General features: G+C 70.0%; 25 protein-coding genes. 17 read left to right on the top strand and 8 right to left on the bottom strand.

The window, feature by feature from the left end:
* Positions 1 to 6 precede the first annotated feature (6 nt).
* A complete protein-coding gene (locus AB0P08_RS09200) occupies positions 7 to 936 on the top strand; it encodes a phosphodiesterase (protein WP_363589497.1) in 930 nt (309 codons plus the stop codon).
* A gap of 52 nt (positions 937 to 988) precedes the next feature.
* Positions 989 to 2,449 (top strand): aspartate ammonia-lyase, encoded by a 1,461-nt coding sequence (locus AB0P08_RS09195; protein ID WP_363589495.1) that lies wholly within the window; start codon positions 989 to 991, stop codon positions 2,447 to 2,449.
* 64 nt (positions 2,450 to 2,513) lie between these two features.
* Here the strand turns inward: AB0P08_RS09195 and AB0P08_RS09190 are convergent, their stop codons facing one another.
* Complete coding sequence (locus tag AB0P08_RS09190; protein WP_363589493.1) at positions 2,514 to 3,383, bottom strand: fumarylacetoacetate hydrolase family protein; 870 nt, start codon at positions 3,381 to 3,383, stop codon at positions 2,514 to 2,516.
* An 89-nt stretch (positions 3,384 to 3,472) separates the two neighbouring features.
* Between AB0P08_RS09190 and AB0P08_RS09185 the strand changes: the two genes are divergently transcribed.
* The 3 genes from AB0P08_RS09185 (at position 3,473) to AB0P08_RS09175 (ending at position 6,093) form a co-directional block, all read left to right on the top strand.
* Positions 3,473 to 4,774, top strand: a complete 1,302-nt coding sequence (locus AB0P08_RS09185; RefSeq protein ID WP_363589491.1) for a PrsW family intramembrane metalloprotease — start codon at positions 3,473 to 3,475, stop codon at positions 4,772 to 4,774.
* A 214-nt stretch (positions 4,775 to 4,988) separates the two neighbouring features.
* Positions 4,989 to 5,357 (top strand): FKBP-type peptidyl-prolyl cis-trans isomerase, encoded by a 369-nt coding sequence (locus tag AB0P08_RS09180; RefSeq protein WP_025103196.1) that lies wholly within the window; start codon positions 4,989 to 4,991, stop codon positions 5,355 to 5,357.
* 181 nt (positions 5,358 to 5,538) lie between these two features.
* The gene (locus tag AB0P08_RS09175; RefSeq protein ID WP_363589489.1) at positions 5,539 to 6,093 is read left to right on the top strand and encodes a YceI family protein; all 555 of its coding nucleotides are present in this window, start codon (positions 5,539 to 5,541) and stop codon (positions 6,091 to 6,093) included.
* Between the two features lie 28 nt (positions 6,094 to 6,121).
* Here the strand turns inward: AB0P08_RS09175 and AB0P08_RS09170 are convergent, their stop codons facing one another.
* Positions 6,122 to 7,417, bottom strand: a complete 1,296-nt coding sequence (locus tag AB0P08_RS09170) for an MFS transporter (protein ID WP_363589487.1) — start codon at positions 7,415 to 7,417, stop codon at positions 6,122 to 6,124.
* Between the two features lie 186 nt (positions 7,418 to 7,603).
* Between AB0P08_RS09170 and rpsO the strand changes: the two genes are divergently transcribed.
* Complete coding sequence (gene rpsO / locus AB0P08_RS09165) at positions 7,604 to 7,873, top strand: 30S ribosomal protein S15 (protein WP_017203073.1); 270 nt, start codon at positions 7,604 to 7,606, stop codon at positions 7,871 to 7,873.
* A 99-nt stretch (positions 7,874 to 7,972) separates the two neighbouring features.
* Here the strand turns inward: rpsO and AB0P08_RS09160 are convergent, their stop codons facing one another.
* Positions 7,973 to 8,977, bottom strand: coding sequence for an isopenicillin N synthase family dioxygenase (locus AB0P08_RS09160; protein WP_187663866.1), 1,005 nt, complete (start codon positions 8,975 to 8,977; stop codon positions 7,973 to 7,975).
* 150 nt (positions 8,978 to 9,127) lie between these two features.
* On the opposite strand from AB0P08_RS09160, the gene efeU reads away from it, so the two are divergent.
* From efeU to efeB, 3 genes are read left to right on the top strand one after another with little or no spacing between them, the layout of a single operon-like run.
* A complete protein-coding gene (gene efeU / locus AB0P08_RS09155; protein ID WP_280566050.1) occupies positions 9,128 to 10,066 on the top strand; it encodes an iron uptake transporter permease EfeU in 939 nt (312 codons plus the stop codon).
* Entirely contained in the window at positions 10,063 to 11,295 is a 1,233-nt protein-coding gene (gene efeO / locus AB0P08_RS09150) for an iron uptake system protein EfeO (protein ID WP_363589485.1), read from the top strand. The genes efeU and efeO overlap by 4 nt, the downstream gene beginning before the upstream one ends.
* Before the next feature lie 25 nt (positions 11,296 to 11,320).
* Positions 11,321 to 12,625, top strand: coding sequence for an iron uptake transporter deferrochelatase/peroxidase subunit (gene efeB / locus AB0P08_RS09145; protein ID WP_522727305.1), 1,305 nt, complete (start codon positions 11,321 to 11,323; stop codon positions 12,623 to 12,625).
* Positions 12,626 to 12,632: 7 nt separating this feature from the next.
* On the opposite strand, the gene AB0P08_RS09140 is transcribed toward efeB, so the two are convergent.
* Positions 12,633 to 13,517 (bottom strand): serine hydrolase domain-containing protein, encoded by an 885-nt coding sequence (locus AB0P08_RS09140; RefSeq protein ID WP_363589483.1) that lies wholly within the window; start codon positions 13,515 to 13,517, stop codon positions 12,633 to 12,635.
* Complete coding sequence (locus AB0P08_RS09135; protein WP_268776443.1) at positions 13,514 to 14,644, bottom strand: acyltransferase family protein; 1,131 nt, start codon at positions 14,642 to 14,644, stop codon at positions 13,514 to 13,516. Before AB0P08_RS09135 ends, AB0P08_RS09140 begins: the two co-directional genes overlap by 4 nt.
* Before the next feature lie 111 nt (positions 14,645 to 14,755).
* On the opposite strand from AB0P08_RS09135, the gene AB0P08_RS09130 reads away from it, so the two are divergent.
* Together AB0P08_RS09130 and AB0P08_RS09125 are read left to right on the top strand one after the other, a co-directional pair.
* Positions 14,756 to 15,982 (top strand): LLM class flavin-dependent oxidoreductase, encoded by a 1,227-nt coding sequence (locus AB0P08_RS09130; RefSeq protein ID WP_025103205.1) that lies wholly within the window; start codon positions 14,756 to 14,758, stop codon positions 15,980 to 15,982.
* Position 15,983: 1 nt separating this feature from the next.
* Positions 15,984 to 16,628, top strand: a complete 645-nt coding sequence (locus tag AB0P08_RS09125; RefSeq protein ID WP_268776441.1) for an FMN reductase — start codon at positions 15,984 to 15,986, stop codon at positions 16,626 to 16,628.
* Positions 16,629 to 16,735: 107 nt separating this feature from the next.
* Here AB0P08_RS09125 and AB0P08_RS09120 read toward each other — a convergent pair whose 3' ends face one another.
* Together AB0P08_RS09120 and AB0P08_RS09115 are read right to left on the bottom strand one after the other, a co-directional pair.
* On the bottom strand, positions 16,736 to 16,915 hold the full coding sequence (locus AB0P08_RS09120) for a DUF5302 domain-containing protein (protein ID WP_136052140.1): 180 nt from the start codon (positions 16,913 to 16,915) through the stop codon (positions 16,736 to 16,738).
* Positions 16,916 to 16,954: 39 nt separating this feature from the next.
* A complete protein-coding gene (locus tag AB0P08_RS09115; RefSeq protein WP_363589481.1) occupies positions 16,955 to 17,539 on the bottom strand; it encodes a DedA family protein in 585 nt (194 codons plus the stop codon).
* A 139-nt stretch (positions 17,540 to 17,678) separates the two neighbouring features.
* On the opposite strand from AB0P08_RS09115, the gene AB0P08_RS09110 reads away from it, so the two are divergent.
* Positions 17,679 to 19,619: a GDSL-type esterase/lipase family protein gene (locus AB0P08_RS09110; protein ID WP_363589479.1), complete on the top strand. Its 1,941-nt coding sequence runs from the start codon at positions 17,679 to 17,681 to the stop codon at positions 19,617 to 19,619.
* 13 nt (positions 19,620 to 19,632) lie between these two features.
* On the opposite strand, the gene AB0P08_RS09105 is transcribed toward AB0P08_RS09110, so the two are convergent.
* Positions 19,633 to 20,943: a UDP-glucose dehydrogenase family protein gene (locus AB0P08_RS09105; RefSeq protein WP_363589477.1), complete on the bottom strand. Its 1,311-nt coding sequence runs from the start codon at positions 20,941 to 20,943 to the stop codon at positions 19,633 to 19,635.
* Positions 20,944 to 21,302: 359 nt separating this feature from the next.
* Here AB0P08_RS09105 and AB0P08_RS09100 point away from each other — a divergent pair, with 359 nt between their 5' ends.
* From AB0P08_RS09100 to AB0P08_RS09080, 5 genes are all read left to right on the top strand, one after another.
* On the top strand, positions 21,303 to 23,579 hold the full coding sequence (locus tag AB0P08_RS09100) for a polyribonucleotide nucleotidyltransferase (RefSeq protein WP_187663876.1): 2,277 nt from the start codon (positions 21,303 to 21,305) through the stop codon (positions 23,577 to 23,579).
* A 213-nt stretch (positions 23,580 to 23,792) separates the two neighbouring features.
* The gene (locus tag AB0P08_RS09095; RefSeq protein ID WP_187664141.1) at positions 23,793 to 24,821 is read left to right on the top strand and encodes an aldo/keto reductase; all 1,029 of its coding nucleotides are present in this window, start codon (positions 23,793 to 23,795) and stop codon (positions 24,819 to 24,821) included.
* A gap of 73 nt (positions 24,822 to 24,894) precedes the next feature.
* Positions 24,895 to 25,497 carry a histidine phosphatase family protein gene (locus tag AB0P08_RS09090; protein ID WP_187663877.1) on the top strand — a complete coding sequence of 201 codons (603 nt, stop codon included), beginning with the start codon at positions 24,895 to 24,897 and terminating at the stop codon, positions 25,495 to 25,497.
* Between the two features lie 56 nt (positions 25,498 to 25,553).
* A complete protein-coding gene (dapB, locus tag AB0P08_RS09085) occupies positions 25,554 to 26,294 on the top strand; it encodes a 4-hydroxy-tetrahydrodipicolinate reductase (protein WP_363589475.1) in 741 nt (246 codons plus the stop codon).
* Positions 26,294 to 26,728 (top strand): tetratricopeptide repeat protein, encoded by a 435-nt coding sequence (locus AB0P08_RS09080; RefSeq protein WP_187663879.1) that lies wholly within the window; start codon positions 26,294 to 26,296, stop codon positions 26,726 to 26,728. The genes dapB and AB0P08_RS09080 overlap by 1 nt, the downstream gene beginning before the upstream one ends.
* Positions 26,729 to 26,736 lie beyond the last annotated feature (8 nt).

Raw genomic sequence — 26,736 nt, 5'->3', positions numbered from 1 at the left:
GAGGACATGTCCGCAGCGAAGGGAACACCACCGGTCTTCGGTCGGTACGCCCCCGCCTCCCACGTCCTGATCCATGTGAGCGATCCGCACTTCCTCGCCGGAGGTGCGGCGCTGGGGGGACGGTACGACGTCGAGCGCACGTTCGCGCGGACGCTCGAGGCGATCCGCGCCGTGCATCCCGCTCCCGCCGCGATCGTCGTCACCGGGGACCTCGCAGACCTCGGCGAGCCGGATGCGTACCGCCGGCTGCGTGCGGCGATCGAGCCGGTCGCCGCCGAACTCGGCGCTCCCGTGGTCTGGGTCGCGGGCAACCATGACGAGCGCCCGGTGCTGCGCGAGGTCCTCCTCGATGCCGAGCCCACGGAAGAGCCGGTCACCGGGGTGTGGGATCTTGACGGGCTGCGTCTGGTGGCCCTCGACACGAGCGTTCCCGGGTGGCATCACGGCGACCTCGACCCGGCGCAGCTCGCGTGGCTCGCCGAGGTCCTCGCCGAGCCGGCGCCGCACGGCACGCTCCTGGCGATGCACCACCCGCCGCTGCCCAGCCATCTGCCGCTGTTCGACATCCTCGAGCTGCGGCATCAGGACGAGCTGGCCGCCGTCATCCGGGGCACCGACGTCCGCGGCATCCTCGCCGGTCACCTGCACTACTCCTCGCACGGGCTGTTCGCCGGCGTCCCGGTGAGCGTGGCGTCCGCCACCTGCTACACGATGAACGTCGCGCGCCCCGCGTCTGAGGTAAACGGCATGGACGCCGCCCAGGCGTTCCAGCTCGTGCACGTGCGGCCGGAGACCATCACGCACACCGTCGTCCCGGTGGTCGATGCGCCGACCGGCGACTACTTCTCCGAGGAGTGGGTCGCCCGCATGGCGGCGCTGACGCCGGACGGACGCCTGGAGGCGTTCTCCAGAAAACCCCCGCAGGGACCGGCGTAGACTGAACGCATCCCCCAACCTTTCCGTTCGCCACGACCCACGAGGATGTGACATGGCTTCTGCCGCGCCCGCCAATACCCGTACCGAGACCGATTCGCTGGGGAGCATGGAGATTCCCGCCGAGACGTACTGGGGGATCCACACCGCCCGCGCCGACGCGAACTTCCCGATCACGAAGCGCCCCATCTCGGTGTACCCCGAACTGGTGATCGCGCTCGCGATGGTGAAGCAGGCCAGCGCGAGGGCCAACAAGGAGATCGGGGTCCTCGACGCCGAGCGCGCCGACCTCATCGACCGCGCGGCGCAGCGCGTCATCGACGGCGAGTTCCACGATCAGTTCACCGTCGGCGTCATCCAGGGCGGTGCCGGCACCTCGACGAACATGAACGCGAACGAGGTCATCACCAACATCGCGCTCGAGATGGCCGGACGCGAGAAGGGCGACTACGCCTTCCTCTCTCCGATCGACCACACGAACCGCAGCCAGTCGACCAACGACGTCTACCCGACGGCGGTCAAGATCGGCCTGTCGCTGACGCTGCGCTCGCTTCTCGACGAACTGGACGCCCTGCGCGTGGCGTTCCTCGGCAAGGCGGGGGAGTTCCACGACATCCTCAAGGTCGGCCGGACCCAGCTCCAGGACGCGGTGCCCATGACGCTCGGCCAGGAGTTCCATGGCTTCGCCACGACCCTGGGCGAAGATCACAGCCGCCTCACCGAGAACGCCTCGCTCATGTTCGAGATCAACATGGGCGCGACCGCCATCGGCACCGGCATCACCACCCACCCCGACTACGCGCCGGCCGTGCTGAAGCACCTGCGCGAGATCACGGGGCTCGATCTCGAGACGGCCACCGACCTCGTCGAGTCCACGAGCGACACGGGCGCCTTCATGTCGTTCTCGTCGTCGCTCAAGCGCAACGCCATCAAGCTCTCGAAGATCTGCAACGACCTGCGGCTGCTGTCGTCCGGTCCGCAGGCGGGCCTCGGCGAGATCAACCTGCCCGCACGGCAGGCCGGTTCCAGCATCATGCCCGGCAAGGTCAACCCGGTGATCCCGGAGGTCGTGAACCAGGTGGCCTTCGCGGTCGTCGGCTCCGACATGACGGTGACCATGGCCGTCGAGGGCGGGCAGCTCCAGCTCAACGCCTTCGAGCCCGTCATCGCGCATTCGATCTTCCAGTCGATCACCTGGATGCGTCAGGCGATGTGGACGCTGCGCGTGAACTGCGTCGAGGGCATCACCGCCAACCGCGACCGGCTGGGCGCGATGGTCGGCGCGTCGGTCGGCGTCATCACGGCGCTCACGCCCTTCATCGGCTACGCGGCGGCCGCGGCTCTGGCCAAGACGGCTCTGCTGACCAACCGCAACGTCGCCGACCTGGTGGTCGAGGCCGGGCTCATGTCCCGCGACGAGGTGACCAAGCAGCTCTCTCCTGCCCGCCTGTCGGGCCTGGAGGCGGTCACCGCGGCCATCCCGATCGTCACCCCGGACGACCTCATCCAGATCTGAGCGTCGACCGGATACGGGAAGGGGACGGGAGCTCGCAGCTCCCGTCCCCTTCGTCGCGTCCGAGTCAGTCGAGGATGCGGCAGTGCGTCGTGAGCTCGCCGATCCCGTCGATGCCGACCGTGACGGTCGAGCGGTCGCGGAGGAAGATCTGCGGGTCGCGGGAGTAGCCGGCGCCACCCGGGCTGCCCGTCGAGATCAGGGTGCCGGGCAGCAGCGTGAGCGACTGGGAGAGGTGCGCGATGAGCTTCGCCACCGAACGCACCATCTGGTCGGTGCTGGCGTCCTGCACGGTGTGCCCGTCGACGACGGTCCAGATGTGGAGGTCCTGCGGGTCGGCGATCTCGTCGGCGGTCACCGCGAACGGGCCGGTGGGGGTGAAGCCGTCGAACGACTTGCAACGGGACCACTGCGCCTCGGAGAACTGGATGTTCCGGGCGGTGATGTCGTTGACCACGGTGTAACCCCAGACGTGCGCGAGGGCGTCCGCCTCCGGGACGTCCTTCGCGGGGGTGCCGATGAGCACGCCCAGCTCGGCCTCGTAGTCGACGGCCTCGCTGAGGCTCCGCGGCCAGGAGGTGGTCTGATCGTGACCGGTGAGCGAGTTGGGCCACAGGGTGAACACGGTCGGCGCGGCGTCGGTCTTGAGGCCGAGCTCGCTGGAGTGGGCGGCATAGTTGAGCCCGACGGCAAGCACCGCCGGCGGCGCGATGACCGCGGAGGCGAAACCCCAGCCGGTCAGCGGGTGGCGCGGGGTCGTGCCGTCGCGGAGGGCGGCGCGGAGCTCGTCGAGTCCGGCGTCCCCTCGCTCGATCAGCTGCTGCAGGGTGGCAGGCGCGTCGGACAGGAGATCGGAGACGAGGATGGCGTCCGAGCCCTCCACCGCGGCGAGAACCGCACGGGAGGAGTCTGGACGGCGCAGGTGAGCGAACCGCATGGTTCTACGCTACCGGGTGCCTGCGGCCGGCCGGGTGGAGGAAGCCCCCAGAGCCCGGCGCGGATGCTTGTGCCCCATAAGCTTTGACCATGACCTTCGGAGGACCGTCCGACCCCCAGCAACCCGCGCGATACACGCCCCCGGCGGGGACACCGCCACAGCCCTCGGCGTACTCCGCCGCGCAGTACGCGCAATCGCCCTACCTGCCGCCGTCCTACGGACAGCAGCCGGGCTATGCGTCGGCTCTCGCGCAACCCACGCCCTACACACCGCCGGCGCCGGTCGCGCCGTCGCCCGCGGAGTCGCTGCCGGCTCTCCCGGTGCCGAACAAGAAGGGCCGCACGATCTCGCTGTGGCTCTTCGGCTTCCTCGGCTTCCTCCTGCTCGCACTCATCGGCTACTTCGGCTGGGCCCTGGGCCCGACCGCCTCGGTGATCGGGCTCGTCCTGGCTCTGATCCCGCTCACGATCGTCTTCCTCGGGGTGCGCATGATCGACCGTTGGGAGCCCGAGCCCAAGCGCCTCGTCGCGTTCGCCATCGCCTGGGGTGCGGTCGCCGCCGTCGGCCTCACGCTCCTCGTCGACATCGGGCTCACGATGCTGCTGGGCATCCGGTCCGAGGAGTTCTCGGCGGTGGTCCAGGCCCCCATCGTCGAGGAGTTCTGGAAGGGCCTCGGGGTCTTCCTCATCTTCCTGCTCGCGCGGCGGTCCTTCGACGGGCCGGTCGACGGCGTCGTCTACGGGGCGCTCGTCGGTGCGGGCTTCGCGTTCACCGAGAACATCCAGTACTTCGCCATCAGCCTCATCGAGGGCGGCGGAGAGCAGCTCGGCGTCACGTTCATCGTGCGGGCGGTGCTGTCGCCGTTCGCGCACGCGATGTTCACCTCGCTGACCGGATTCGCGATCGGCCTCGTGGCCCGCCGGCACGCCTCCGCCGGAGCGGCCGCCGGGGCCGGCCTGCTCGGCATGGTCGGGGCGATCCTCCTGCACGCGCTGTGGAACGGATCGGCCACATTCGCGGACTTCTTCGGCCTCTACTTCACCCTGCAGGTGCCGCTGTTCATCGGCTTCATCCTCGGGATCATCGCCTTGCGCAGGGAGGAGGCGCGGCTCACCCGGGCCCGCCTTGCCGAGTATGCGGCCGCCGGCTGGTTCACGCCGGAGGAGGTCACGATGCTGGCCACGCCGGCCGGGCGCAAGGTGGGGCTCGCCTGGGCCGCGCAGCTGCGCGGCGACCGCCGGCCTCTGATGCGCGAGTTCATCAAGGATGCGACGGCTCTGGCCGCGGTCCGCCAGCGGGCGATCACCGGACGAGACCCGCTCGCCGTCGAGGACGAGCGCGCCCTGTTGATCCGGACCAGGGCAGCACGCGCCGCGCTGCTGGCCTACTGAGCGGCGCCCCCGCAGACAGACTCAGCGCCCGGTGCTGCGGCGATGCCTGCATGTCTCCCGGGCGCTGAGTTGATCTGCCACCAGGGTGCACCCGCGTCCCGCGAACTGTCAAGAGCCCCGAGGGACTTCGGAGCGGAGTCCCTCGGCGAGGTGTTCGCTGTGAGCAGGTGCCGTCGCGTTGACCGGCCGCGCGACGGTCGGGTTGGATGGAGCCATGACTGATCGCACAAAGCCCGAGTTCGACGCCCCGACCGGCCCTGCCCCCGCAGAACTGGTCATCCGCGACATCATCGAGGGTGACGGCGCCGAGGCCAAGCCCGGCGACACCGTGACCGTCCACTACGCCGGTGTGGAGTTCGAGTCCGGCGAGGAGTTCGACTCGTCGTGGGGTCGCGGGGAGACCATCCAGTTCCCGCTCCGCGGCCTGATCCAGGGCTGGCAGGACGGCATCCCCGGAATGAAGGTCGGTGGCCGCCGCGAGCTGATCATCCCGCCGCACCTCGCGTACGGCCCGGCCGGGGGAGGACACTTCCTCTCCGGCAAGACACTGATCTTCATCATCGATCTCGTCGCCGTCGGCTGATTCCGACCGACAGAAGCGCCCCGCATCCTCGCGATACGGGGCGCTTCTCGCGTGTCGGGACATTTCTGCGCTCCGGGCGGGAATACATGCGAGTGAATGTATGTTGTCGGAAGGGTGCCGCGGACGATCGCGGTGCCATCCCTTCGCCGCCGCCGCGGCCGACGTCTCCTGAGGAGCAATCATGAGCAGCATCGACATCCCCGGTTACCGCCCCGGCACCTGGGTCCTCGACCCGTCCCACAGCGAGGTGACGTTCAGCGTCCGCCACATGATGATCTCGAAGGTGCGCGGCACCTTCGGTGTGAAAAGCGCGACGCTCGTGGCTCCGGAGAACCCCCTCGAAGCCAAGGTCGAGGCCTCCGTCGACGTGACCTCCGTCGACACCAAGGACGAGGGTCGCGACCAGCACCTCCGCTCCGCCGACTTCTTCGACACCGAGAACTTCCCGACCATGGAGTTCGTCTCGACCGGCGCCCGCGTCGAGGGCGGCGACTTCCTCGTCGACGGCGACCTCACCATCCGCGGCATCACGAAGCCGGTCACCTTCGAGCTCGACTTCGGCGGCTTCGGCAGCGACCCGTGGGGCAACTACAAGGCCGGCGCCTCCGCCAAGACCATCATCAACCGCGAGGACTTCGGCCTCACCTGGAACGCCGCGCTGGAGACCGGCGGCGTGCTCGTCGGCAAGGACGTCACGATCACTCTCGACCTCCAGGGTGCGCTGCAGCAGGACTGACGCGCAGACCCTGTGAACCCCGGGCCCGTCAGGGCTCGGGGTTCTCTGCGTCGTAGTCGCGGAAACGAGGATGCCGCCGGGCGAGGACCGCGACGAGGGCGATCACGATGATCCCGCCGAGCAGCGGCGGGAACCACAGTGACGTCAGCGTCGCGAGCGTCCCGGCGTAGAGGGCGCCGACACGGGGACCGCCGGTCACCACCACGACGAACAGGCCCTGCAGGCGTCCGCGCATGGCGTCCGGCACCGCCGCCTGCATCATGGTGTTGCGGTAGATCGAGCTGACGTTGTCCGACGCGCCGGAGAGGGCCAGCGCCACGCAGGCGGCGACGATCAGTGCGACGTGCGGCCGGTCCTCTCCGGCAGGCGTCGCGGAGAACGCGCCGATCAGGAGGACGACGCCGAACAGGGCGATCGCGGCGCCGTAGGCCTCGATCGCACGGGCGATCCCACGACCGTGCCACCGGTACTGCACCACGCGGCCGGAGAACAGGCTCGAGGAGAAGGTGCCGACCGCGACCGCGGCCGTGAGGATGCCGGTGGTGAAGGCCCCGCCGCCGAGGATGACCGTGCCGAGTGCCGGGAAGAGCACGAGCGGCTGTCCGAACGTCATCGCGATGATGTCCATCACGTACTGCATGCGGATGTTGCCCGCCCGGCGGAGGAAGCGCCAGCCGTCGACGAGCGAGGCGAGGCCGGGGCGCACGATATCGCCTTCGGGTCGCAGGGCAGGGAGCGTCCACAGGCCGAGGAACATCGACAGCATGAGCACGACGTCGATCGTGTACGTCCAGCCGTATCCGGTGAGCGCCACGAGGAGCCCGGCGAGGGCCGGACCCGCCATGACCGTGAGCCCGAACGCGACGCCGTTGAGCGCGGACGCGGCCGCGAGCATGCTGCGGGGGATGAGCCGGGGGACGATCGCGGTCCGCGTGGCCATGCCGACGGAGTTCGCCGCCGAGTTCACGATGCTCAGCGCGTACAGCCACCAGATCGTCTCCGTGCCGGTCCAGGTGAGCGCCGCGAGCAGCCCCGTGGAGGCGAAGGTCACGGTGGCGGCGATGAGCGCGACCCGCCGCCGGTCGAACGCATCGGCGAGCATCCCGCCGTAGAGGCCGGCGAGGATCATCGGGAGGAGGCCCGCGACGGCGATCATCGAGACGGCGAACGTGCTCGCGGTCAGCTCGAACACATGCAGCATCACGGTCACGATGGTGAGCTGACCGCCGATGCCGGCGAGGGTCGAGCCGATCCACATCCGGGCGAAGGCCGGGCTCGCCTTCAGCGGGGTCAGGTCGATCAGATGGCCGCGTCGGGAGCTCACAGGGCGGTCTTCTTCTGCACATCCCGAGCCTAGTTGACCCCACGCGCCTCGTCCTGGGCGCCGTGTCCCGCCGTGGTCGTCCGGGCTGGTAGACTCGTCAGGTTGCCGTTCGATCGGCCGCGGATAAAGAGAGCTCACGCATCAGGCGTCGGGCGCCGCGCAACAAGCAGAGAGGGGATCGAATCTATGGCACTGGAAGCAGACGTCAAGAAGGCGATCATCGAAGAGTACGCGACGCACCCCGGTGACACCGGATCCCCCGAGGTGCAGGCCGCGATGCTGACGCAGCGCATCAAGGACCTCACCGAGCACCTGAAGGAGCACAAGCACGACCACCACTCGCGTCGTGGTCTGTTCCTGCTCGTGGGTCAGCGCCGTCGTCTGCTCGGCTACCTCCAGAGCGTCGACATCGAGCGTTACCGCTCGCTGATCGCACGCCTTGGTCTTCGCCGATAAGGCACCACGGACCCAGCGTTCAATCGCGCAGAACATTCTTGAGAAGGCCGCCCCACGGTGTGGGGCGGCCTTCGTCATGTCCTGACGTCGCGGATCCCGTCAAGCGGTGGCACCCACGAGATCAGGGTGGTGGATGGCCGCCACGTCGGGGTGTGCGCGCAGTCGGGACTTCATGGCGTTCTCGCCGTAGGTCGCGTGGATCGGATTGCTCGGGTCCTCGGTGACTCCGGTCGCCTCGGCGGCGAGGTCGGCAGGGAGCTCGAGCAACGGGAGCTGCTGATCGAGCGCCGGGTTGAAGAAGAACGGGATCGAGATGCGCTCCTCCGGCGCCCGCGGCGAGATCACCCGGTGGTTCGTCGCCTTGAGGTAGCCGCCGGTGGCGTACTCGAGCAGCTCGCCGATGTTGACGACGAAGGCGCCCGGCACCGGGGGAGCCGACACCCACTCGCCGTCACGCTCGACCTGGAGTCCGCCCTTGCCCGGCTCCACCCAGAGCAGCGTCAGCACGCCGGAATCCTTGTGCGCACCGACGCCCTGCTGCGGTTCCGGCTCGTTCGTTCCCGGGTATCGCACGATCTTGATCAGGGTGGACGGATCGCGGAACGGCTCGTCGAAGTAGTTCTCCTCCGCACCGAGGGTGAGGGCCCAGGCCCGCAGGAGCTTGCGGGCGATCTCCGTGAGAGTGTCGTGCCACTCCGTGACGACCTCCTTGAGCTCCGGCTGCGCGGCGGGCCAGAGGTTCGGTCCGGTGAGGCGGTTGAAGGCGGGGCCCCCTTCGACCGGCTCGCGTTCGGGGCCGATGTCGATCTGCTCGCGCCAGTCGACCTTGCCCTGCGTCCGCTCCCCGCCGACCCGGGTGTAGCCGCGGAAGTGCGGGCTGTTGACGTTCTCGATCGCGAGCTTGTCCTCCTCCGGCAGAGCGAAGAAGTCGAGGGCGGCCTGATGCAGCCGCGCTTCCAGTTCGGGTGAGATACCGGTGCCGGTCAGGTAGAAGAAGCCGACATCGTGCGTGGCCGCGCGGAGGTCGTCGCGGAAACGCGCCGCGGCCTCGGGGCCGTCGTCGAGCTGGGACAGGTCGAGGATGGGGAGCGAGAGTTCAGCCATGGACCGAGGCTATGTCGCGGATGAGGCCCGAGGATGCTCTGTTGCATTCCATTACTTCGGTGGCCGGTGTCGGGCGGGCGCCGATCACGGTGCTAGAGTCTCGTCGGTAAGGGATGCCTTACCTCAGTCGCCTGCCAGAGAGTGTCTCCCGTGCTCGCCACCTTCCTCATCGGACTCCGCGAGGGTCTCGAAGCCGCGCTCGTCGTCGGCATCCTCGTCGCTTACCTCCGCCGTCTCGGTCGCCGTGACGCGCTGCCGAAGATGTGGGCCGGGGTCGGCCTTGCGGTCGCCCTCGCTCTGGGCATCGGCGCGATCCTCACCTTCGGGGCCTACGAACTCACGTTCCAGGCGCAGGAGCTGATCGGCGGCGGGCTGTCCCTCGTCGCGGTGGCGATGGTGACGTGGATGATCTTCTGGATGCAGCGTGCCGGCCGCACCATGAAGGCGACCCTCGAGGGCGGCATCGACCGCGCGCTGACGGTGGGCGGTCTCTGGGCGCTCATCGCGATCGGCTTCGTCTCCGTCGCCCGGGAGGGGATCGAGACCACACTGCTGCTGTGGTCGATGGTGCAGTCCTTCGGTGATGCCCCCTCGGCCCTCCTCGGCGCGCTCCTGGGACTCTCCGTGGCCGTCCTGCTCGGCTGGCTCATCTCCCGCGGGGCGCTGCGCCTGGACCTGCGGCGGTTCTTCGCCTGGACGGGTGGCTTCCTCGTGATCGTCGCGGCCGGTGTCCTCGCCTACGCTCTGATGGATCTGCAGGAGGCGGGAGCACTTCCCGGCCCCTTCACCGCCGCCGCTCCGCTCGACCCGGCCACCGGCGCCGTCGCCGTGGGCGCGGCCGGCTTCCCGTTCGGCTGGGCGTTCGACGTGTCGGCGGCGATCACTCCCGGCGGCGCGCTGGCCTCCGTCCTGCAGGCCACGGTCGGCTTCATGCCCGCCATGACCTGGCTGCAGGTGCTCGCCTGGGGTCTCTACATCCTCGTCGTGGGCGGGCTCTACCTCCGCGGCCTCCGCTCGGCACGCCCCTCGACGCGCGGCGCCTCCGCCGCCACCCCGACGTCGTCCCTCACACAGCAAGGAGCAGCATGATCACCTCGCACCGAGTCCTCGCCGCGGCAGCCGCCGCGGGCACCGCCGTCCTCCTCCTCAGCGGCTGCGTCGCGAAGAGCGATGCCCAGGCGACGGCGGCGTTCGACGTCTCATCCACCGCCACGGACTGCGCCGTCTCCGCGTCCACCGCGAAGAGCGGGACGCTGACGTTCGATGTGAAGAACGACACCGACGAGGTCTCCGAGTTCTACCTGCTGGCCGAGGACGGTCTGCGGATTGTCGGCGAGGTCGAGAACATCGCCCCGGCTGCGTCCCGCACCCTCACGGTGGTCGCCCAGCCGGGCGAGTACTTCACGCTCTGCAAGCCGGGCATGGTCGGCGACGGTGTCGGCCGGGCCTCGTTCACGGTGACCGGAGACCGCGTGGCGGTGGACGGCCCCGACGCCGAGCAGAAGCAGAAGGCCGTCGATCTCTACGGGGCGTTCGTGAAGGATCAGGTCGGGCAGCTCGTGCCGGCCGTGGAAGACCTCGTGGCCGCCTACGAGTCCGGCGACGACGAGACCGCCCGCACGCTCTTCCCGCAGACGAGGGCGTTCTACGAGCGCATCGAGCCCGTCGCCGAGGCGCTCGGGGACCTCGACCCGCGGATCGACTATCGAGAGGTCGATGCGGTGGCCGAGGGCCTGGACTGGACCGGCTTCCACCGCATCGAGAAGGACCTCTGGGTGCCGGCGAAGGACGCGCTGAACGCCGACGGAGAGACCCCGGCATGGCAGGACTGGGCGCCGTCCACGCCCGCGGAGCGCGCCGATTACGGCGACCTGCTCCTGGCCGACGTGCAGGAGCTGTACGACTACGTGCACTCGGACGACTTCACCACCGCACTGGACGACCAGGGGATCGGCGGCATCTCCAACGGCGCGATCGCCCTGCTCGACGAGGTGGCCACCGGCAAGATCTCCGGCGAGGAGGACTGGTGGTCCGGCACGGATCTCTTCGACTTCGCCGCGAACGTCGAGGGCTCCAAGATGGCCTTCTCGCTGGTGCAGGACTTCGCCGCGGCGCAGGGAGACGACGGCGAGGCCCTCGTCTCCGAGATCGAGACCGGATACACCGCCCTCGAGGAGTCCCTCGCCGCGCACGGCTCGCTCGCAGAGGGCTTCGTGGGGTACGGCGAGCTGACCGAAGCGGACAAGCGGGAGTTCACCGATCTCATCAACGCCCTGGCGGAGCCGCTCTCGCAGCTCACCGGCACGGTGCTCGACTGACGACGGTGCACGGGTAGGCATGGACGTGAACGAGTCGGAACCGGAGGCCCACGCGGCATCGGCGGGGGTGCCTACTGCGCCCTCCGGCGGCGGTCTCAGCCGCCGCGGGCTGCTCGGGCTGGCCGTCGGCGGCGGGGTCGCGGGCCTGGCCGTCGGCCTCGGGGCCGGGACGGCCGGCGGCGTGGCGCTCGGACGCGCACGAGCCGCGGAAGACGCCGAGTCGCGGTACGAGTTCTTCGGCGCGCACCAGGCGGGCATCACGACGCCCGTGCAGGACCACCTGCACTTCGCGAGCTTCGACATGATGCCCCGCACCGACCGGGACGACCTCCTCTCCCTGTTGCAGGACTGGTCGTACGCCGCGGCGCGGATGACGCAGGGCCTGGAGGTGAGTGCGAGCGGCGCGGTGAACGGTCCCGCCGAAGCGCCCCCGGATGACACGGGGGAGGCGCTGGGGCTCCCCGCCGCGGGTCTGACCCTCACGTTCGGGTTCGGTCCTGGACTGTTCGAGAACGAGGACGGCGATCGCTACGGTCTCGCCGCCCAGCGGTCACCCGGTCTCGAGCGGCTTCCGGCCTTCCTCGGGGACGACCTCGATCCCGAGGCGTCGCACGGCGACCTGTGCATCCAGGCCTGTGCCGACGACCCCCAGGTCGCGGTCCACGCGATCCGCAACCTCAGCCGCATCGCGTTCGGGCGGGCGCGCCTGCGCTGGTCGCAGCTCGGATTCGGCAAGACCTCTCGTACCACGGCCGGCCAGGCGACGCCGCGCAACCTCTTCGGCTTCAAGGACGGCACGGCCAACATCCTCGCCGACGACGCCACGGCGCTCGCGGACCACGTCTGGGTCTCGACCGACGACGAGCCGTCCTGGATGGCCGGCGGTTCGTACCTCGTCGCGCGGAAGATCGCCATGCTCATCGAGACCTGGGACCGGGTGCGGCTGGCCGAGCAGGACACGATCATCGGACGGGACAAAGGTGTGGGGGCGCCGCTCTCCGGCGGTGACGAGTTCACGGCCCCGGACTTCCGCGGCACGAAGATCGATGCGAACAGTCACGTCCGGCTCGCCCACCCGGAGCAGAACGACGGCATCCGCATCCTGCGCCGCGGGTACAACTACGTCGACGGCAACAACGCCCTCGGGCGACTCGACGCCGGGCTGTTCTTCCTGTCCTACCAGCGTGATCCCGCCCAGTTCATCAGCCTGCAGCGCCGACTGTCGACCGACCGTCTCAACGAGTACATCCGTCACGTGGGCTCAGGCATCTGGGCGATCCCGCCGGGCGCGCGACCGGGTTCGTACGTGGGGGCGGAGCTGTTCGCCTGAGCAGGACTCAGCCGGCGGCGACGTCTTCGAGGGCGGCGACGGCGTCCGCAGCGAACGCATCCGCTCCGGCGTGATCGTGAGCGGTCGCCGTCACCACCGCGTCGCCGAGGAACAGCAGCAGCTGGCCGTGGGCCCCGTGCAGCCGCCACGCCCGCCCCGGACCCTGCCAGCCCGCGAGCGCATAGCGGTCGTAGCCCGGGTTGACGCCCGCGACGACGCCGTCCTCGTGCATGGCGTCGATCCACTCCGGGGCGACCAGTCGACGACCCTGCCAGGAGCCGCGATCGCGGATGAGCAGCCCCAGGCGCGCGACCTCCTCGGTGCGGAGCGGCAGGCCGCCACCCGCCTCGATGCGTCCGTTCGGGCATCGCGACCAGACCACGTCCTCGATGCCGAGCGGGGCGAAGAGGCGCGTCGAGAGGTAGTCGCCGATGTCGCCCACGCGGGTCGCGAGGGCGGTCATCGCGGTATAGGTGCTCGCGTTGGAGTACTGGAACACACGCCCGCGCGAGGGCCGTCGCAGGAACTCGCGGGCCAGATCCGGCCAGTCCGTCATCAGTGTCTCGGACCACGGAAGGTCGATGCCGCTCGACATCGACAGCAGGTGACGCAGGGTGACCTGAGCGACACCGTCGCCGAGCTCGTGGTCCGGGAGGAGGGTGGCGACGGTGTCGTCCAGGCGGATCAGTCCGTCGTCGGCGGCGAGGGCCGTGGCCAGCACGCAGACGCCCTTCGCGATCGAGTGCACGTCCTCCCGGACGTCGGGTGCCCAGCGGTGACCTGCGGTGTCCTCGCCGATGCGCACGTGGAGCCCGTGCGCGGCGAAACCCTGGGACTCGGCGATGGCGACGAGCCGATCCCTGACCTCGGACGCGGGGTGGGCGGCTGTCATCGCGGACGCCGGGATCCGGTCGGATCGTTGCGGCGGCCTTCGCGCGACGCGAGCTCGGGATCGGCGAACAGCCACCGCGGCCGCGGCTCCACGAGCGGACGGAACACCCGCCGCACGGGCGTGGTCGCGAGCAGCAGTGCGAGGACCACCGAGAGTGCCGTGACCGCAGGGAGCCAGAACCAGGTCGGCTCGAGGTCGCGCAGCACGCCGCTCTCCCGGAACGGGTAGAGCACGAACGAGTGCAGCAGATAGACGTACATCGTGTACTGGCCGAAGGTGGTCCACCAGTAGGACCCGCGGGGGATGAGGACGAAGAATGCGGCGCAGAGGACGACGGCGAGGAGCAGGAGCGCGAAACGGATGCCGCCCGCCCACCACTGGTCCCCGACGAGGTCGGAGTAGGAGGCCTCGTAGAACAGCCAATGCCGCAGATCGGTGGCCTGCCAGACGGGGAGCCAGTTCCACGCCGCCCACCCGGCGGTGCCGAGGACGGCGACGGCGGTGATCCGGACCCACCACGGTCGGAAGTCGAGGAGGCGCAGGCGGTCGACGATGTTCCGCTCCCTGAGCCACCAGCCGAGGGCGAAGAAGGGCAGCAGGCCGAGGGTGCGCGAGAGCGAGAAGGTGCTGTCGACGTTCGGGAGATAGCCCGCGCCGACGGAGATGACCACCGTCCACAGCAACGGCCAGCGCAGCAGGGCGAGGTAGGGGAGGACGAGGCGGAAGATCCCGAGCGCGAGCAGGAACCAGAGCGTCCAGCTGGGCTGAGTGGGGTTCGGGGTGGTCTCTCCCTCCACGAGCCACTTGGTGAGCGTCCAGAGGGCCTCGAAGATGACGTAGGGGAGGATGATGTCGGTGATGACGCGGGCCATCTGCGTCCGGGTGGGGGAGCCCGATTTGGAGAAGTAGCCCGAGATGATCGCGAACGCCGGCATGTGGAAGGCGTACAGCGCCAGGTAGAGGGCGAAGGCGATGTCCGAGTCGTAGATGAGGCGCTGGATCGCGTGCCCCAGGACCACGAGGACGATGCAGGCGTAACGCGCGTTGTCCCAGAAGGGCACGCGTCGGCGTTTGCGGTCGACCGGCCCTGTGCTGGACCCCGTCGTCCCGACTCCGGTGGTGCTCATTCTCCGAGGCTACCGGCCGGGAATAAAGTTGCCCTGCACGCGTTGACCCAATTACATTCAAATGAATAGAACCGGATGTCGAGCATCCGATTCGGAGAACACGGAGCAATCATGAGCGAGCAGTCAGGCGCGCAGGCGATGCAGTTCGGCATCATGTCGGTCAGCGACATCACCCGCGACCCCACCACGGGAGTCACCCCCAGCGAGCAGGAGCGGATCAAGGCGACGCTGGCCATCGCGACGCATGCCGAGGAGGTCGGACTCGACGTCTTCGCGATCGGCGAGCACCACAACCCGCCGTTCTGGTCGTCCAGTCCCACCACGTTCCTCGCCGCGCTCGCCGCACAGACCGAGCGGCTCATCGTCTCGACCTCGACGACGCTGATCACGACGAACGACCCGGTGCGCATCGCGGAGGAGTACGCGATGCTGCAGCACGTCTCGGACGGCCGCATGGACCTCATGCTCGGTCGCGGCAACACCGGACCGGTGTACCCCTGGTTCGGCCAGGACATCCGCCAGGGGCTTCCGCTGGCGATCGAGAACTACGCGCTCCTGCACAAGCTGTGGCGCGAGGACGTCGTGGACTGGGAGGGCAAGTTCCGCACCCCGCTGCAGGGCTTCACCTCGACACCGCGTCCCCTCGACGGCATCGCGCCGTTCGTGTGGCACGGCTCCATCCGCACACCGGAGATCGCCGAGCAGGCCGCCTACTACGGTGACGGGTTCTTCGCGAACAACATCTTCTGGCCGAAGGAGCACTACCAGCGCCTCATCGAGCTGTACCGTCAGCGCTTCGAGCACTACGGTCACGGCACGCGGGAGCAGGCGATCGTCGGTCTCGGCGGCCAGGTGTTCATGGCGGCGAAGTCGCAGGACGCGGTGAACCAGTTCCGCCCGTACTTCGACAACGCCCCGGTCTACGGTCACGGTCCCAGCATGGAGGACTTCACCGAGATGACCCCGCTGACGGTGGGATCGCCGCAGCAGGTGATCGACCGGTACGCGGCGATGCGCGAGCACTACGGCGACTACCAGCGTCAGCTGTTCCTCATCGACCACGCCGGCCTGCCTCTGAAGACGGTGCTCGAGCAGCTGGACATCCTCGGTTCCGAGGTCGTGCCGGTGCTCCGCAAGGAGCTGGCGAAGGACCGCCCGTCCACGGTGCCCGACGCGCCGACCCACGCCGCGCGCGTGCAGGCGACCTACGGAGACGGACCCACCCGGCAGGCGCGTCCCGGCGCGAACCGCGGCGACAACCTCACCGGGGACTCGCCCTACCAGGACACGCCGGCTCCCGCGGGAGCCGCGTTCGGACTCGGCCGGAAGGAGGCCTGACATGACCACGCGTCGCATCGCCGTCGTCTCGGCGGGTCTCTCCAACCCGTCGTCCACCCGGATGCTCGCCGACCGACTGGCGGCGGAGACCGTGAAGGCGCTCGCGGAGCGCGACATCGAGGCCACGGTCGACGTGATCGAGCTGCGCGACCACGCGCACGACATCACGAACAACATGCTGACCGGCTTCGCGCCGCCTGCACTCGAGACGGCGATCAACACCGTCGTCTCGGCCGACGCGCTGATCGCGGTGACGCCGATCTTCTCCACGAGCTACTCCGGGTTGTTCAAGTCGTTCATCGATGTGCTCGACCCGGACGCGCTCACGGGGAAGCCCGTGCTGATCGGGGCGAACGCGGGGACACCGCGGCACTCGCTCGCGATCGACTACGCGATCCGTCCGCTGTTCGCCTACCTGCACGCCGAGGCCGTCTCCACAGGGGTCTTCGCGGCGTCGAGCGACTGGGGCGGCGCCGGAGACGATGTCGCACCGTTGGCGAAGCGCGTCGAGAAGGGGGCGAGGGAACTCGCCGAGGCGGTCGCGCGCCGGGAGGCGGCCACCGTCGTCGACCCTTTCGATCCCGCGACCTACCTGGGTGAGGGGCGCTCGTTCGGCCACATGCTCGGCGGTCTCGCCGGAGAGTGACAGGGAGCCTCTCGAGAGCGACATGCCCCGCGCCTTTCGGCGCGGGGCATGTCCGTGTCTGCGGAGAGGGATGCGGGAGCCGTGGACCGGCTCCCGCATCCGCACGGTCAACCGCTCTTGCGTCGGAACTCGCGCCGCGTCTGCGGGGCGTTGGCGGCGTGCACGGCGGAATCGCCGTCGAGGTGGGCCTCGCCCTGCCGGTGGTGCGCGTTCTTCTTCTCGAGCGCTTCCTTGAACTTGCGCTTCATGTCCTCCGAGGAGGAGCCGGCGCCTTCTTCGGTGCTCATGCTCCCGAGCCTAGGGCACAGGAGGAGCAGCGGCGAGTGTCACCGCTCCCGCCCTCGCGTGAGCCGGTCGACCCCGAGCCCGATACCGACGGCCAGGGCGACCGACACCGGGACCGCGACGAGGGGGCCGCCGGGCAGCACCGCGGCGACGAGCGCGCCGATGGCGGCCTGGTATGCCGCCCACCCGGTCGCGGCGAGCGTCACGAGAGCCAGATAGCGGGGCGGGTGGATCCGGGAGGCGCCCGCCACGAGGTTCACGGCGAGCCGGGCGAACGGGACGAAACGAGCGGTGAACAGCACCGTGGCCGTGCCGCGGTCCAGCCGGTCGCGTGCCCAGCCGAGGGCCCGCCGCATGCGGCGGCCTCTCATCCAGCCCCAGCGCTCGGTGCCGACGACGCACCCGATCAGATAGCAGCAGGCGTCACCGAGCGCTGCCGCCCCCGCCGCGCAGAGCACCACCGCCCAGAGCGCCGGCGTTCCGGTCGTCATCGCGACCGCGCCGAGGGCTGTCACGGCGATCTCCCCGGGGACGACGACGAAGAACGCGTCCCCGAGCACGAGCAGGCTCATCGCGGCCAGGCTCCAGGGACCGGCGAGGACGTCAGCGAGCAGGTCTGTCGACACCCCGCCACCCTGCCCCGAGACGGTGAACGGGAACCAACGCGCGGATAGCCGGTGACCCGTGATCCAGCATCCGGTGAACATCCGGTGCTCGACGCCGGTTTCTCGCAGCGGGGGCGAGGTGCACCGTCATCCTGAGGGGGTGAGAGTCGCGATCGTCACCGAGTCCTTCCTTCCGCACATGAACGGCGTGACCGGATCCGTGATGCAGATCCTCCGCCATCTGGAGCGCCGAGGGCACGAGGCCTGTGTGCTCGCTCCCGCCGCCACGGGCATCCCGGAGCGGTTGCACGGTGCCCCCGTCACGGCGATCCGCAGCGTGCCGCTCCCCGGATACCGGGATGTCCGCGTCGGCGCGGCGACGACCCGTCGGATCGGAACGGAGCTCGGCCGCTTCCGCCCCGATGTCGTCCACCTCGCGTCGCCGTTCGCCCTCGGGTGGCGCGGGCTGCTCGCCGCAGAACGCGGCGGCATCGGGACGGTCGCGGCCTACCAGACCGATGTGGCCGCATACACGGAGAGGTATCGCGTCGCCGCGACCACCGGCATGGCCCACGCCCACATCGCACGGCTCCACCGGCGAGCGACCCTCACGCTCACGCCGTCCTCCGAATCCGCGCACCAGCTCGGTCGCCTCGGCGTCGACCGACTCCGATCCTGGGGGAGAGGGGTGGACGCGGAGCGCTTCCACCCCTCCCGGCGCAGCGACGCGCTCCGAGCGGAATGGGGAGCGAGGATCGTCATCGGCTACGTCGGACGCCTCGCCGCCGAGAAGCAGGTGGAGGATCTCGCCGCGCTGCACGGCATCCCCGGCGCCCGTCTGGTCATCGTCGGCGACGGGCCACGGCGGGACCGGCTGCAGGAACAGCTTCCCGACGCTCTGTTCCTCGGGAGGCTCGACGGGGATGCGCTCGCCACCGCGCTGGCCTCCTTCGACGTGTTCGTGCATCCGGGAGAGAGCGAGACGTTCGGCCAGACGCTGCAGGAGGCCCACGCGAGCGGGGTGCCCGTGGTCGCCACCGGTCGCGGAGGGCCGCTCGATCTGGTGAGGGCCGGCGTGGACGGCTGGCTCTACCGCCCCGGGGACCTCGCCGACCTCCGCCGACGCGTGACCGCTCTCGCCGGGGACGAGCAGACCCGCCGAGCGTTCGGTGAAGCGGGCCGGAGCGCTGTGCAGGGACGAAGCTGGGAACACCTCGGGGATCAGCTCCTGGAGCACTTCGAGGAGGCGCGGGCGCTGCACGCCGTGGACAGCCGTCTGCGCGCTCGCCGCCTCGTCCGACCGGAACCGGCCGCGCCCGCCCCGTCGCGACGGTGGCGGCGGGTGGTCGCGCTCGGCGACTCCTTGACCGAGGGACTGTGCGACCCCGGGCCGGACGGTGCACTCCGCGGGTGGGCGGACCGGCTCGCCCTGCTCCTCGCCGCGCGGGGCGGCCTCCATTACGCCAACCTCGCGGTCCGCTCGAAGCGCGTGGCCGACGTGTGCGGCCCGCAACTGGAGCGCGCACTGGAGCTCCGACCCGATCTGGTCACCGTGCTGGTGGGCGCCAACGATCTCGTGAAGCACCGTGCCGCCGTGCCGGCGCTCGCCGCGAGTCTGGAGGCCGCCGTGCGGCGAGTGCGCGCGACCGGCGCCGACGTGGTCCTGGTCACCCCGTTCCTCCCGGACCGACGCGCGGCGGCGCTGTACACCCGGCGCTTCTCCGCCTTCGCCACGGCCCTCGCGGGGATCGCGGCGCGGACCGGTGCGATCCTCATCGACACGGATCTGCATCCGGTGCTGGCGGAGCGGCAGCACTGGGGTGAGGACCTGGTGCACCTCAGCAGTCGCGGACACCGCTTCCTCGCCTATCGGGTCGCCGAGGTGCTCGGAGTGCCGCACGCGGACGCGCTCGGACTGCTGGATGCGGCCCTGCACGAGAACGAGCCGATCGGCCGCGCGGCCTGGTGGCGGCGGCACGCGCTGCCGTGGGTGTGGCGGCGACTCCACGGCCGTGCCGCGGGAGACGGCCGTCGGGCGAAGCACGACGACTACGTCTACGTGGGGCGCTCCTCCGTCGAGCGTGACGCCAGTGTGGTCTGAGGGACGGCAGCCCTCAGCGTCGCCCCATCCCGCGGTACGTCCAGCCGGCGGCTCGCCAGGCGGCAGCGTCCAGACAGTTCCGTCCGTCGATCACGATCCGGCCCCGCACGAGCCCGCCGGCGTGCTGCGGACTGAGCTCGCGGCGGTACTCGTCCCACTCCGTGACGACGACGACGGCGTCCGCGTCCCGCAGGGCCTCATCCCTGGACGACGTGTATCCGAGCTGCGGATGCCGCGCACGGGCGTTCTCGATCGCCGCCGGGTCCGTCACCACGACATCCGCGCCGAGTCCGCGCAGCCGCACGGCCACCTCCAGCGCGGGAGAATCGCGGACGTCGTCGCTGAAGGGTTTGAAGGCCGCGCCGAGCACGGCGATCCTCCGCCCGAAGACCAGGCCGTCCAGGGCATCGACGACCAGACGCACGGCGCGATCACGCCGGCGGAGATTGATGGCGTCCACCTCGTGCAGGAAGGCGACGGCCTCGCCGCGGCCGAGCTCCTCGGCGCGGACGGCGAACGCGCGGATGTCCTTCGGGAGGCAGCCGCCTCCGAACCCGATCCCGGAGCCGAGATAGCGGCGGCCGATGCGTGAGTCATGGCCGAGGGCTTCGGCGAGGAGGGTGACGTCGGCACCGGCCGCTTCGGCGACCTCGGCCATGGCGTTGATGAAGGAGATCTTCGTCGCGAGGAAGGCGTTGGCGGCACCCTTGACGAGCTCCGCGGTGGCGAGGTCCGTGACCAGGAACGGGGAGCCCGCATCGATCGCCGCGGCAAATACGCGGCGGAGCAGGTCGACGGCGGCGGCACCCTCGGGGGTGTCATCCGCCCCCACCACCAGGCGGTCGGGGGTGAGCGTGTCGTGGACGGCCCAGCCTTCCCGGAGGAACTCGGGGTTCCAGGCGAGCGTCGCCCCGGTCTGCTCGATCCGACGGGCGAGGCGCGCGGCCGTGCCCACGGGGACCGTCGACTTCCCGGCCACCACCGCGCCCGGCCGCAGGTGGGGGAGCAGCCCGTCGATCGCCGCGTCGATGTAGCGGAGGTCGGCCGCGGGACCGGAGGCGGACTGCGGGGTGCCGACGGCGAGGAAGTGCACATCCGCTCCGGAAGCGGCCGCCGCATCCGAGGCGAAGCGCAACCGCCCGGATCGCAGCCCCGCGTCGAGGAGCTCGTCGAGGCCCGGCTCGAAGAAGGGCGCGGCGCCTGCGGCGAGGTCGGCCACCTTGCGCTCGTCCACGTCGATGCCCACGACGTCGTGACCGAGCGAGGCCATCGCCGCAGCGTGCACCGCTCCCAGATACCCGCAACCGATCACCGACATCCGCATGCGTCCAGCACAGCGGACCCGTCCCTCGCCCCGGCGGACGCGCGGTGAACGTCGGGTGACGGTGCGGTGTCGCGACCGAACCGCGTGGGGAACCCTCGGGACTGAGGGCGCACGCTGGTAGTGTGGTCGAGGGTGACCCCGGTCATCCGACAATTTCATATCGACTCATGGAGCGATCGGCGGAGAAGCTGGTCCCCTGTGGTGGGTTCCTCGGCACACGTCGGGTGGCTTTCTACTGGTGGCCAGCGCAGGCGAGATTCGCGGGAGTGCCCGCGCGCCCGAACCCTTCCGTTCCGCTCCTTTGAACATGCTCGCGCGTCACACGGATTCGCGAGTCTAAACAAAGAAGGAGAGACCTCTTGGAAGGTCCTGAAATCACCGCCACCGAGGCCGTTCTCGACAACGGCCGCTTCGGCACCCGCACCATCCGCTTCGAGACCGGCCGCCTCGCGCAGCAGGCTCAGGGCGCCGTCGCCGCCTACCTGGACGGCGAGACCATGCTGCTCTCGGCCACGAGCGCGGGCAAGCACCCGCGTGAGGGCTTCGACTTCTTCCCGCTGACGGTCGACGTCGAGGAGCGCTCCTACGCCGCCGGCAAGATCCCCGGCTCGTTCTTCCGTCGTGAGGGTCGCCCCTCGACCGAGGCGATCCTGGTCTGCCGTCTGATCGACCGTCCGCTGCGTCCGTCGTTCGTCGACGGTCTGCGCAACGAGGTCCAGATCGTCATCACGGTCCTCTCGATCGCCCCGGGCGAGTTCTACGACGCCCTCGCGATCAACGCCGCCTCCGCGTCGACGCAGATCTCGGGTCTGCCGTTCTCGGGCCCCGTCGCCGGTGTGCGCCTCGCGTTCATCCCCGGTCACGGCCAGCACGAGGACCAGTGGGTCGCGTTCCCGACCGCCGAGCAGGTGTCCGAGGCCGTGTTCGACCTGATCGTCGCCGGTCGCGTGGTCACCAAGGCCGACGGCTCCGAAGACGTCGCGATCATGATGGTCGAGGCCGAGGCGACCGAGGGCAGCTGGAACCTGATCAAGGCCGGCGCCACCAAGCCCGACGAGACCATCGTGGCCCAGGGCCTCGAGGCCTCGAAGCCGTTCATCGCCCAGCTCGTCAAGGCGCAGGCCGAGCTCGCCGCCACCGCGTCGAAGGAGCCGGGCGTCTACCCGGTCTTCCCCGCGTACAGCGACGAGGTCTATGACTTCGTGTCCGAGCGTGCCTTCGCCGAGCTGAGCGACGTGTACCAGATCGCCGACAAGACCGAGCGTCAGAACGCCGACGACGCGATCAAGGATCGCGTCAAGGCCGAGCTCATCGAGGCCACCGAGGCGGGCTCGCTCCCGGCTGCGGCACCGCTGGAGTTCTCCGCGGCGTACAAGTCCGTCACGAAGAAGATCGTCCGCGGTCGCATCCTCACCGAGGGCACCCGCATCGACGGCCGCGGCCTGGCGGACATCCGTCCGCTCGACGCCGAGGTGCAGGTCATCCCGCGCGTGCACGGCTCCGCGATCTTCCAGCGCGGCGAGACCCAGATCCTGGGCGTCACCACGCTGAACATGCTCAAGATGGAGCAGCAGATCGACTCGCTGTCGCCCACGACGAGCAAGCGCTACATGCACCACTACAACTTCCCGCCCTACTCGACCGGTGAGACCGGCCGCGTGGGTTCGCCGAAGCGTCGCGAGATCGGGCACGGCTTCCTCGCCGAGCGCGCGCTCGTGCCGGTGCTGCCGAGCCGCGAGGAGTTCCCGTACGCGATCCGTCAGGTGTCCGAGGCGCTCAGCTCCAACGGCTCCACGTCGATGGGTTCGGTGTGCGCCTCGACCCTGTCGCTGCTGAACGCGGGTGTGCCGCTGCGCGCTCCCGTCGCCGGCATCGCGATGGGTCTGGTCTCCGACGAGGTGAACGGCGAGACCCGGTACGCGGCGCTGACCGACATCCTGGGTGCCGAGGACGCGCTGGGTGACATGGACTTCAAGGTCGCCGGTACCAGCGAGTTCGTCACCGCCATCCAGCTCGACACGAAGCTCGACGGCATCCCGTCGTCGGTGCTCGCGGGCGCGCTGACCCAGGCCAAGGATGCTCGTCTGACCATCCTCAACGTCCTCAACGCCGCGATCGACGCGCCCGACGAGATGGCGCCCACTGCGCCACGCGTCATCAGCGTCCAGATCCCGGTCGACAAGATCGGTGAGCTGATCGGCCCGAAGGGCAAGACGATCAACGCGATCCAGGACGAGACCGGTGCGCAGATCTCCATCGAGGAGGACGGCACCGTCTACATCGGCGCGACCGATGGCCCCTCGGCCGAGGCCGCCCGCGCCCAGGTCAACGCGATCGCCAACCCGACCAACCCGGAGGTCGGCGAGCAGTTCCTCGGCACCGTCGTGAAGATCGCCACCTTCGGCGCCTTCATCTCGCTGCTGCCGGGCAAGGACGGCCTGCTGCACGTCACCGAGGTGCGCAAGCTCGCCGGTGGCAAGCGTGTGGAGAACGTCGAGGACGTGCTCTCCGTCGGCCAGAAGATCCTCGTCAAGATCACGAAGATCGACGACCGCGGCAAGCTGTCGCTCGAGCCCGTGCTCGACGACGCACCCGCCGCGGACGAGGCTCCGGCCGAGGACGCCGCCGCCGAGTAGGACACGGTCGACACGGAACCCGGGTCCCTCCGTCGGGAGGGGCTCGGGTTCCGTCGTCTGATCCGTGATCGAAACGTTATGGGAAGTTTGCGCGCCGTTCCCCGGATTGGCCGGGACGCTCGCGCACGTCGCATACCCTCGAAGTACGCACCGGGGGGTGCCGGAGAAGCAGTGATGTCGATCGGTCCAGCCGATCGCAGCGGGGGTGAGAGTATGCGGTTGTTCGGCGTAGGCGCAGGTCCCGACGCGGAACGCGTCGCGCTCGAGCACGAGGATCATCCCTCCGCCCCGATCCCCATCGTCGGCCCCGGTGTGGGGGAGTCCATCCGCACCGCCATCGGCGAGACCGGATACGAGACGTTCCCGTTGATGCTCGGCGCCGCGGAGTTCGGCTGGAACGTCGACCTCGAGACGAGCCACGGCATCCTCGATCGCTACGTGGAGTTCGGCGGCAACGCCATCCATACGGCGGACGGATTCTCCGGCGGTCGGAGCGAGCACATCCTCGGGCAGTGGCTGCGGTCGCGCGACCAACGGGAGCGCGTCGTCCTCAGCGTCCGCATCGGAGCGCATGCCGACAACCCCGGTCTGGGGTCGGTCAACCTCGTCCGCGCCGTCGAGGGGTCGCTCACCCGGCTCGGCGTCGAGCGCATCGACGTGTTGTACCTGGACGCCACGCTGGATGCGACCACCAACCTCGAGGACACGCTGGCCACGGTCGAGTGGCTCGTCGAGGCTGGGAAGATCGGCGCGCTCGGCGCGTACGGCTTCACCCCGGAGCGGCTGGTGGAGGCCCGCATCCTCGCGTCCGCAGGGTACCCGCGGATCACCGTGATCGACACGCCTTACAACCTCGTGCGGCGGCAGCCGTTCGAAGGTGATCTGCGGCTCGTGGCCGGCGCGCAGAACCTCGCGGTCACGCCGTCCCATGCCCTGGAGCACGGGTTCCTGTCCGGGCGCCACCGCACCAAGGCGCTCGCGTCACGAGGCGTCCGCGGAGAGCAGTTGCGAGGGAATCTCAACCGCCGCGGTACGAAGGTGCTGCGCGCGCTGGATCAGGTGGCCGCCGAACTGGCAGTGCCGGTGGCCGCTGTGTCCATCGCCTGGCTGCTCGCGCAGCGCACGGTCGCCGCGCCGATCGTGAACACGTTCGCGACCGACCATGTCGACGAGCTCATGCAGGGCGCCGGTGTGACGCTGTCCCGGGCGCAGGTGGCCGACCTCACCCGCGCGGGCGCCTGAGCTTCCGCTGCCCGTGACATAGGGTGGAAGAGGAAGACCGGCGGATGCTGGCGATGAGGCGAGCGAGCGAGTTGTGACGCACTACATATATCTGGTCAGACACGGTGAACATCAGGATGCCGAGCACGGTCTCGCCGACGGACCCCTTTCGCCGCGCGGCCAGCGGCAGGCGGAGCTGATCGCGGATCGGCTGTCCGGGCTCCCGCTCGACGCCGTGTGGCATTCGCCGCTGCTCCGCGCAGCCGAGACGGCGAGATCGATCGCCGGTCGCCTCCCGTCCGTGGACCCCGCACCGTCCGCTCTGCTGTTCGACTGCGTCCCCACGGGGATGACAGAGGAGACCCCGGCGGTGTTCGAACCCTTCTTCGGCTCGGTGACCGAAGCCGAGATCGAGGCCGGTCGCGCCCAGATGTCCGACGCCGTCAACGAGTTCCTCGTGCGTAAGACCGGAGACGTGCACGAGGTGCTCATCACACACAACTTCGTGATCTCGTGGTTCGTGCGCGAGGTGCTCGCCGCACCCGACTGGCGGTGGATGACGCTGAACCAGTCGCACTGCGGACTGACGGTGATCGCCCAGAAGCAGGGTCGGCCGTGGACCCTGCTCACGCACAACGACACCGGCCACCTCCCGATGGAGTTGCGGACGGGGATTCCCGACGCGCTGTTGGTGTGATCACCGTATCCGCGCGCCGCGGCCTCCGCTCGACGCCCGGAAAATAGACTGGACGCATGACCACGAAGGTAGCCCTCGTCGGCGGGACCGGAAAGCTCGGAACGATCATCGGCGCGGTGATCGGCGAGCTGGAAGGCTTCGAGGTGAGCCGGGTGCTGACCTCGGCGAGTGACCTTTCGGAGCTCGCGGGAGCGGACCTCGTGATCGACGCGTCCACTCCGCAGATCAGCATCGATGTGGTCCGCACCGCCGTCGAGCACGGCCTCAACATCCTCGTCGCCACCTCCGGCTGGTCGGCCGAGCGGATCGCGCTCGTGCGGCCGCTGGTCGAGGCCGCTGACACCGGAGCGGTCTTCATCCCCAACTTCTCCCTCGGCTCCGTGCTCGGTTCGGCCCTCGCCGCGGCCGCCGCCCCGTACTTCGGCTCTGCGGAGATCGTCGAGGCGCATCGGGAGACCAAGGTCGACTCCCCGAGCGGTACCGCCGTCCGCACGGCGGAGTTGATCGCCGCCGCGAGGGCGTCCCAGGGCCCCGTCAGCGCCCCGCATGCGGATCAGCGCGCGCGGGGGCAGCAGGTCGGCAGCGTGCCCATCCACTCCCTCCGGCGGCCCGGGGTGATCGCGAAGCAGGAGGTGATCCTGTCCGGGCCGGGGGAGTCGCTCACGTTCACGCATGACACCACCGACGCGGCGCTGGCCTACGCGCCGGGGATCCGGCTGGCTGTGCCGTATGCGGCCAGCGCGTCCGGAGTCGTGGTCGGTCTGGAGAACATGCTCGACATCGGCATCCGCTCGTGATGTCGCGGATCGGCGTCGCACTGATGGCGGCGGCCCTCCTGCTGTACCTCGCGGTCGCGGGCTGGCTCGCGGTCATGTTCCTGGCCGTCGGGACGCCGGTCTCCATCGGGATGGGCGTCACCCTCCTCGTGCTCGCCCCCGTCGGCGGATGGGCCCTGGTTCGCGAGATGCTCTTCGGTTTCGGAGCGGATCGTCTGGGGCGTCTGCTCGACGCCGAGGGCGGAATGCCGCCGGTCGAGACCGAGCTCACGCCCAGTGGCCGCATCGCCAGGAAGGACGCGGACGCGCTCGTCGCGCGCTACACGGCGGAAGCGGAGGCGGCGCCCACGGATTGGCGTGCGCGCTACCGGCTCGGCGTCGTGCAGGATGCCGCGGGGCGCAGGAAGGACGCCAGGGCGAGCATCCGGCAGGCGATCAGCCTGTCCCGCGCCTGACGTCCGCG

The organism is Microbacterium meiriae (assembly GCF_040686935.1).
Taxonomy (GTDB): domain Bacteria; phylum Actinomycetota; class Actinomycetes; order Actinomycetales; family Microbacteriaceae; genus Microbacterium; species Microbacterium meiriae.
Note: the sequence above shows the minus strand (reverse complement) of the source record. Positions and strands in the feature narration are given on the sequence as shown.